Genomic DNA, 7,720 nt, shown 5'->3' with positions numbered 1-7,720 from the left:
CGGCGGCCGCGCAAACGCGAGCCGGGCCGCGAACGGAACATGCTCGGTCTCGCTTCGCTCGAAAGACGTGGTTGGGGTCCGCTGGGCGCGTAAGGACGACGGCTACGGACCACAGCTCGCCGTTCTGACCGCGTGGGGCGGGTGACCGCTTCACGTCGCCGGGCGTAAAGATGCTCGGTCTCGCTGCCGGGTGCCCAGCGCGATGGTCGACGTCGTATCGGTGCGTACCTGCGTCGCGATGTGGGCTCGTGCCGCTCGTTGGCTACAGGGCCCGAGAGAATTTCGGCCTCGTTGAAGGGCCGCCTTTCCGTTCGTTCGCGGTCGCGAATGCGCGCTCTCCTGTGGAGGCGGCTTCGCGACCGCGAGCCGGAACGATGGATCGGCTCTCAGTACCGTTTGCGCATCAAGGTGCGGACCATGGAGCAGGTGGCGTCGGACGGGGGGCGGATGCCGATCACCTCGGCGGTGTGCCTGATCCGCTTGTTCGTGGCGTAACTCGGCGCGTAGACGCCGGAGTCGAGCAGTGCGATCGCCAGGCGCATCGCCTTCAGCCGCCGGTTGTGCAGGACGTACCACGCCCGGGGACGGCCGGCGGGCAGCCGGCGCTTCTCCAGCGGAGCGTAAGGGCGATCGATGAGAACGGTTTGTGGTGTGCGCATTGGCATCCCTCCCGTGGCGATCGGGGGCGGAAGCCCCCTCGAACGTACCTTCGATTCTACCCGGGGGCACCGACAAAGTTCGCTGGTTACAAGGGCTTTCGCTCGCGCGGTGGCTCACATGTCGTGCAACAGCCGCAGCGACTGCGGATGGCCGAGTGCGGCCGCGCGTTCGAGCCACCGCCTGGCCTCCCGCTGCGCCGGAGTGCGGCCGGTCGCGATGGCGGCGGCGGTCCGCAACACCTCGGGGTCGGTGAAATCCCCTGCCAGGTAGGGAGTGTTGGACACGCGCAGCAGAAGCGCGAGATGGAACATCGAGTCGGGGTCACCCGCTTCGGCGCCCTTGCGCAGCCACCGTGAACCCTCGGTTCGGTCGCCGCGGTCCAGGTACAGCGCGCCCAGCACCGCCATCGCATCGGTTCTTCCGCGGCGCGCGGCCTCGGTGAGCAGGTCGATCGCGCGGTCGAATTCGCCGCGGCGCGCCAAGTGCAGGCCCAGCGTGCGCATGGCCGTCGGGTTTCCGGCGCGAACGGCTCGTTCGTACCACTGCACGGCCTCCTCGTCGCGGCCGCGCCGATTCGCGAGAACGCCCATGTTGCACAGGGCTTCGGGCAATCCGCGCTCGGCGGCAGGCCGCAGCCAGCGCTCGGCCTCGTCGAGATTCCCGCGCTCGGTGTGCAGCAGGCCCAGCTGCATCCCCGCCGCCTGGTTGCCGTGCGCGGCGGCGGTCTCCAGCCAGCGAATTCCCTCGCCGATCCGGCCGTCGGCCCCCAACAACGCCCCGAGCATCCCCATGGCGGGAGCGCTGCCACCCGCGGCGGCCCGGCGCAGCCAGTGTTCGGCGCCCGCCGCGTCGCCGGCGTCCCACAGCGCTTCGGCGCGCCGTTGCATAGCGAGCAAGTCGGCCTCGCTCGGTCGCTCGGTCATCTCAGCACCCCGCCTCGCGATATCCCGCGGAAACCACCCTGTCCATCATCGCGCCTGTTCGAGCGGGGCGCGGTACCCGTTCGCCCGCGCGTACGCGGCCAGCTGCGCGTCGTAGTTGCGGAGGCTGTCCAGCAGCCAGGTGTGGCCGGTGTCCTTGACGACCACGATCGGCCCGCGGCCGCCCGGCGGGAGCGTGGGAACGGAGCCGTCCAGGTACCAGGATGTGGTCGACCACGGGAAGATGAAGGCCCAGCCGATGTCGGCGACCCGCTGCGGCGGCCCGAGCTGTAGGGGGTCGGCCGGGGTGGCATGGCGTGCGCTGTGCTGGGCGAGCAGGTGCCGTGCGCTGTTGCGAGCCACCCGCACGTCCAGAGGTCCCGACGTGGTACACGGGAACCGTAGGCTGCACTCCGCCCCGGGGCGCAGCAGCCGGCCCGCCTCTTCCAGCACCCAGCACGGCCTGCTCTGCAGACGCAGGAAGACGCTGCGGGCGATGTCGGAGAATCGCAGCTGGACCATGGCGTCCTCGGTGCCGCCGACCAGGTGCGTCCCCCGGCTGCGCACCCACTCGCGCTCGTCGGGACGGATGCCGAGGGTGGGGAAGGCGACGTGTGCGCAGGGCATCACCACCGACGTGGCCGATTGTCGCGCGACGAACTCCACGCTGATGTTCTGCCCGGTGGCGTCGGTGGCGCGCCAGGTTCGCAGAGCGGCCGAGGGTGGGGGCAAACCGTCGGTCAGTACCGGCCACCAGTCCGCCAGCAGTACCGCCACCCACGACTCGAAGTCGGCGGCTCTGGCAAGCGAGATGTCGATGTGCGGATCGGTCATGCTGTCCCCCAGCGGGTCTCGCCCCTAGTCGGAGTATGCGCCTCCGCGCGCGGCGCGAGGTGTGATTTCACACACCGTTATCAGTCGGATGACATGGCCGATCGCCGCGTAACGGGCCGGGGGTCGAAAGCAGGCCACGGGCGCTCGCGACAGCCGATCGCGCCGGGCGTATCGTGCGATTCATGACCGGAATGGACCGCCCACGGCGGTTGCGCCGCACCCCGGCTTTGCGTCGTCTCGTGGCCGAAACGACACTCGAACCACGGCAATTGGTATTACCGATGTTCGTGGCCGACGGCTTGGCGGAGCCGCGCCCGATCGGCTCCATGCCGGGCGTGGTGCAGCACTCGCTGGATTCGCTCCGCAAGACGGCCGTCGAGGCCGTCACGGCCGGTGTCGGCGGCATCATGCTGTTCGGCGTGCCGCGCCCGGAGGACAAGGACGCCGTCGGCAGCGCCGCCAGCGATCCGCGCGGCATCCTCAACCGTGGCCTGCGCGCGCTCGCCGACGAGGTGGGCGACTCGACCGTGGTCATGGCGGACACCTGCCTGGACGAGTTCACCGACCACGGCCACTGCGGCGTGCTCGCCGCCGACGGCGCGGTCGACAACGACGCGACGCTGGACCGCTACGTCGAGATGGCGCTGGCCCAAGCCGAGGCGGGCGCCGACCTGCTCGGCACCAGCGGCATGATGGACGGACAGGTCGGCGCGATCCGGCACGGCCTGGACGCGGCCGGACGCGTCGACACCGGCATCCTGGCCTACTCCGCGAAATACGCCTCGGCGTTCTACGGCCCGTTCCGGGAGGCCGTCGGTTCCTCGCTGGAAGGCGACCGGCGCACCTACCAGCAGGACCCGGCCAATCGCCGCGAGGCGATCCGGGAACTGGACCTGGACCTGGCCGAGGGCGCCGACATCGTCATGGTCAAGCCGGCCATGTCGTACCTGGACATCCTGCGCGAGGTCGCCGATCGCTCGACGGTCCCGGTCGCCGCCTACCAGATCTCCGGTGAGTACGCGATGATCGCCGCCGCCGCCGAGCGCGGCTGGATCGACCGCCGTGGCGCCATCCTCGAGTCACTGACGAGTATCCGCCGCGCAGGCGCGGACATCGTGCTCACCTACTGGGCGACCGAGGCTGCGAACTGGCTGTCGTGACGAATATGGCGGGACCCTTCGCCGCGGGCCCGGCCCGGCCCCCGATGCCGGAGGACGTCGGTACCGCGCGGCAGCTGTGGTGGGGTGTGATCGGATTCGGCGTCGTGCAGTTGATCGCCTCGATCGTGGCCGCGCTGGATCAGCGGCGCACGTTCGCCGAAGAGGTCCTCGAGCAGGCGAGGGTGCAGGATCCGCAGGTCACGTTGGCCAGTGCGGAGTTGATGGTGTCGCTGGTGTACGTCGTCGTGGTGCTGATCGGGCTGGGCGTCGCGGCGCTGGCATCGGTGATCGTGCATCAGTTCGGGCGCGGCAAGCAATGGGCACGCACCGTGCTGACGGTGCTCGGCGCGTGGGTGGTGGTGATCGGCGTCGGCGCGCTGCTGGCGATCGACGCGGTGTCCGGGACGGCTTCGCTCGTCGCGGGCGGCGCGTCCATCGTGCAGGCCGTGCTCGCGGTCGGCGCCATCTATCTGTCCCACCGGCCCGATTCCACCGCGTACTTCCAGCCCGGCAGGCGCTGATGGAACACGTTTCCAATTTGTCCGAGACAGTCCGGCATGTATGGTGAGGGTTGTCACAGTGGACATGGGAACCGGTAGTCGTTTGTCATGCGTTGTCGTGTATTTCGTGCGGGAACTCGGCAGATGGCTCCGGAGGATCGGAGGCAGAGATGCGAGTGGTGATCCAGCAGCCGCACAGCATTCGTCGGGATCTGGCCGTTTTGAGCCTGTTGATCCTGTTCGCCGTGTTGACCGTCGCCGTGCTGTTGCTGCCCGGCCTGAGTCGCTGATCGCACTTCTCGCCGTGCCGGCGCGCGCTGCCGCGGGAGGCCGGGCGTGACCGCTGCCGCCGTCTTGTTCACCGAACCGGGTGCTCGCTGGCGCACGGTGGCGTATGGGCCGATCCTGTGCCTGACCATTGTCATCCTCGAACTCGTCACCGGTGGTGCCGTGCACTGGTTCGCCCTGGTGTTCTGCGCCGCGCTGATCGCGGGTTTCGTCGCGTTGCAGGTGGTCGCGGGCAAGCGGCACGTCAGCGTCGAGCTCACCGCGCAGACGCTGCGATCGGGCACCGAGTCGCTGCCGCTGAGTTCGATCGCGGAGGTCCTTCCCGAGCGCGACGAGGATTCCTGGGACGACGAGGAATGGGAGTCGGCCAGGGCGCTCGGTGAGCTGAGCGGGGTGCCTCGCCGCCGCACCGGCATCGGGCTGCGGCTGGCCGACGGTGGCCTGGCGCAGGCGTGGGCCAGAGACCACAAGGCGCTGCGAACGGCGTTGACCGAAGCCGTCCAGCGCAGTTCGGACGGAGTGGACCGATGAGGCGCTGGATCGTCGCGGTGCTCGTGGAACTGGATCTGTTCGTGCTCGCCCTGATCGCGGCGGTGCTGAGCGCGCGCGCGGGCGTGCGCACCACCGACTTCGCGCCGGCCGGCGACGTCCCGGGCTTCACCGCCACCCGCTACACCGGCCCGTGGTGGTTGCTGGCCACATCGCTCGTCGCGGTGGCCGGGGTGCTCGCCATCGACGCCGTGGCCCGGCTCCGGCGCGGTCGCCGTGGCGCCGAGATCACGCGCTGATCGGCGCGAGTCCGCTTGCGGCCGTTTGACCTCGCCGAACGCGGGAACGCCGCTGACATGAAACCAACTGTCCAGCGAACACTTTTCGGTGCGGTGGCGGCCGGTGTGATCGGCGCGGCCGCAGCCGTACCTGCCACCGCGTCCGCCGAAGCCGTTCCCGGAACGCCTGTTCCGGTGACACCGGTCTTCGCCGCAACTCCGCCCGCACCGTTACTGCACGCGCTACCCACGCCGTTGGCGTGCCTGGTGACCACCGGGTTCGCCAAGTTCTGCCTGGGCCTCACGTAGCCGAAGATTGCCTGCGAACTGCTGCGGGCGGCGCGCCGGCGAGTTACCGTGCAACCGCGCGCCGTCCGCTGCCCGACGCCCGCCGACCGTGCGCTTTGGCTGGAATGGCTCTGCGGCCGTTAGTATTTCGGCCGTAGTTGGAACGCGCGTCAATGAAGGAAAGTGTTTGATGAACCGGTTCGCCGTCAAGATCTGTGCCGCGTTTGCCGTGGCCGCCGCCCTCGGGATCGGGGCCGCGCCCGCGGGCGCGAATCCCGGATTGCCCCTGGAGAACGCGAACCCGGTCGACGCGCCGATTCTCGTGCCGGATTCGGGTTCGGCGGGCCCCTACAACGGGTTCATGTGCTTCCTGCACACCATGTCGGCGCAGGTCCCCTGCATGTACGCCTGACGGCGGCGTTGCGGCGCCCGCTCAGTTCCAGTGCTGGTAGATGTCCAGCACCCGGCCGTTGCGGGCGCCGGGAGCGTTCAGATAGACGGTGACCGTCCCGTCCGGATGGCCTGCCGCCTCCAGGACCACTTGGCGCAAGGTGGCGTGCACCGCCCCGCGATCGTCACGGTAGATGGCCGAGTCGTTCTTCAGCCCGGCGCCGATCCGGTTCGGCGGGACGACCATGGTGACCAGTGCCGGGATCGGTCCGCCTGCCAGCATGGTGGTCGCCGTGTGGTCCAGCGGGATGGCCAGCCGCGCCTGGTCGAGTTGATCGAACGGCTGCGCGGCGGCGGACCCGGTCCCGAGCGTCACGGCGGCTCCCGCGACGACGGCGAGCACACCCACGCTGACGATGGCAATCCGCATGCAGACCCTCCCGAATGATGGACGAATGTGAGCTGAGACTACGCACCGGCAACCGTTCAGCGATCGAATTTCGCGCGAACATCACCTCGGCGTGTTGCCAGGCGGCTGCGGCCTGCATCACTGCACTACACCCTGTCGTCGAACCGATTTTCCGGGGCTGCGAGACTGGAACGCGTGAGTTCTTCTCCGCGCGTGACCAGTGCGACCGTGCCGGTTTCCGCTCAGCTCTTCGACCGGGCGAGTTCGGTGATTCCGGGGGGCGTCAACTCTCCGGTGCGGGCATTTCGATCCGTCGGCGGTACACCGCGATTCATCGCATCGGCCGAGGGCTGCACGCTCGTCGACGCCGACGGCAACGAGTACGTCGACCTGGTCTGCTCCTGGGGGCCGATGATCCTCGGTCACGCGCATCCCGCGGTCGTCGATGCGGTGCGCCGTGCGGCGAGCGGCGGCCTGTCCTTCGGTGCGCCGACCGAAGCCGAGATCGAACTCGCCGAGGAGATCGTGCGGCGGGTCGCGCCGGTGCAGCGGGTACGGCTGGTGAACTCAGGCACCGAGGCCACGATGAGCGCGGTCCGCCTGGCCCGCGGCTACACCGGCCGCACCAAGATCATCAAATTTGCCGGCTGTTATCACGGCCACGTCGACGCGCTGCTCGCCGACGCGGGCTCCGGCGTCGCCACGCTCGGCCTGCCCACCTCGCCGGGTGTGACGGGCGCGCAGGCGGCCGACACCATCGTGCTGCCCTACAACGACCTCGACGCCGTCGCCGCCGCGTTCGCCGCGAATCCCGGCTCGATCGCCTGCGTGATCACCGAGGCGGCGGCGGGCAACATGGGCGCGGTCGCGCCGCTGCCCGGCTGGAACGCGGGCCTGCGGGCGCTCACCACAGAGCACGGTGCGCTGCTGGTCATGGACGAGGTGATGACCGGCTTCCGGGTCAGCAGCGCGGGCTGGTTCGGCCGGGAAGGCGTCGCGGGTGATCTCTACACCTTCGGCAAGGTGATGAGCGGCGGGCTGCCCGCGGCCGCGTTCGGCGGACGTGCCGAGATCATGAACCACCTCGCGCCGCTCGGGCCGGTCTACCAGGCGGGCACGCTGTCCGGTAACCCGGTCGCGGTGGCCGCGGGCCTTGCCACGCTGCGGGCGGCCGACGAAGCGGTCTACGCCGCGCTCGACCGCAACGCGCAGCGGCTCGGCGAACTGTTCACCTCGGCGCTGACCGCAGCGGGGGTCGGGCACCAGGTGCAATTCGCAGGCAATATGGTGAGCGTGTTCTTCGCCGAACGCCCGGTCACCGACTACGCCGCCGCCAAGGCGAGCGAGACCTGGCGCTACCCCGCGTTCTTCCACGCCCTGCTCGACGGTGGCGTGTACGCGCCGCCGAGCGCGTTCGAAGCGTGGTTCGTCTCCGCAGCGCTCGACGAGGACGCGTTCGACCGTATCGCTGCCGCCCTGCCCGCCGCCGCGCACGGGGCGGCGG

The 7,720-nt window shown here is 69.9% G+C and carries 11 protein-coding genes; 7 read left to right on the top strand and 4 right to left on the bottom strand.

The features are described 5' to 3' along the window. Positions 1-386: 386 nt before the first annotated feature. The 3 genes from ACFU5M_RS33590 to ACFU5M_RS33580 form a co-directional block, all read right to left on the bottom strand. Positions 387-659: a hypothetical protein gene (locus tag ACFU5M_RS33590; protein WP_040870381.1), complete on the bottom strand. Its 273-nt coding sequence runs from the start codon at positions 657-659 to the stop codon at positions 387-389. A gap of 114 nt (positions 660-773) precedes the next feature. Further along, positions 774-1,583 carry a tetratricopeptide repeat protein gene (locus ACFU5M_RS33585; RefSeq protein ID WP_379055495.1) on the bottom strand — a complete coding sequence of 270 codons (810 nt, stop codon included), beginning with the start codon at positions 1,581-1,583 and terminating at the stop codon, positions 774-776. Between the two features lie 45 nt (positions 1,584-1,628). Further along, positions 1,629-2,414 carry a hypothetical protein gene (locus ACFU5M_RS33580; RefSeq protein WP_379055493.1) on the bottom strand — a complete coding sequence of 262 codons (786 nt, stop codon included), beginning with the start codon at positions 2,412-2,414 and terminating at the stop codon, positions 1,629-1,631. 182 nt (positions 2,415-2,596) lie between these two features. Here ACFU5M_RS33580 and hemB point away from each other — a divergent pair, with 182 nt between their 5' ends. The 6 genes from hemB (at position 2,597) to ACFU5M_RS33550 (ending at position 5,829) form a co-directional block, all read left to right on the top strand. Next, positions 2,597-3,574 carry a porphobilinogen synthase gene (gene hemB, locus ACFU5M_RS33575; protein WP_379055491.1) on the top strand — a complete coding sequence of 326 codons (978 nt, stop codon included), beginning with the start codon at positions 2,597-2,599 and terminating at the stop codon, positions 3,572-3,574. 5 nt (positions 3,575-3,579) lie between these two features. Then, complete coding sequence (locus tag ACFU5M_RS33570; protein ID WP_379055489.1) at positions 3,580-4,095, top strand: hypothetical protein; 516 nt, start codon at positions 3,580-3,582, stop codon at positions 4,093-4,095. Between the two features lie 315 nt (positions 4,096-4,410). Then, positions 4,411-4,893 (top strand): hypothetical protein, encoded by a 483-nt coding sequence (locus ACFU5M_RS33565; RefSeq protein ID WP_379055487.1) that lies wholly within the window; start codon positions 4,411-4,413, stop codon positions 4,891-4,893. Further along, positions 4,890-5,150 (top strand): hypothetical protein, encoded by a 261-nt coding sequence (locus ACFU5M_RS33560; RefSeq protein WP_379055485.1) that lies wholly within the window; start codon positions 4,890-4,892, stop codon positions 5,148-5,150. Before ACFU5M_RS33565 ends, ACFU5M_RS33560 begins: the two co-directional genes overlap by 4 nt. Before the next feature lie 57 nt (positions 5,151-5,207). Then, complete coding sequence (locus ACFU5M_RS33555; protein ID WP_281875782.1) at positions 5,208-5,438, top strand: hypothetical protein; 231 nt, start codon at positions 5,208-5,210, stop codon at positions 5,436-5,438. Positions 5,439-5,607: 169 nt separating this feature from the next. Then, positions 5,608-5,829, top strand: coding sequence for a hypothetical protein (locus ACFU5M_RS33550; protein WP_063051631.1), 222 nt, complete (start codon positions 5,608-5,610; stop codon positions 5,827-5,829). Positions 5,830-5,850: 21 nt separating this feature from the next. On the opposite strand, the gene ACFU5M_RS33545 is transcribed toward ACFU5M_RS33550, so the two are convergent. Next, a complete protein-coding gene (locus ACFU5M_RS33545; protein WP_379055482.1) occupies positions 5,851-6,237 on the bottom strand; it encodes a hypothetical protein in 387 nt (128 codons plus the stop codon). Positions 6,238-6,411: 174 nt separating this feature from the next. Here ACFU5M_RS33545 and hemL point away from each other — a divergent pair. Continuing rightward, positions 6,412-7,720 (top strand): glutamate-1-semialdehyde 2,1-aminomutase (hemL, locus tag ACFU5M_RS33540; RefSeq protein WP_379055480.1); only part of this gene is annotated, 1,309 nt, incomplete at its 3' end.

This window comes from Nocardia sp. NPDC057455 (assembly GCF_042802775.1).
Lineage (GTDB): Bacteria > Actinomycetota > Actinomycetes > Mycobacteriales > Mycobacteriaceae > Nocardia.
The sequence above is the reverse complement of the archived record's forward strand: the minus strand, read 5'-3'. Positions and strand labels throughout refer to the sequence as shown.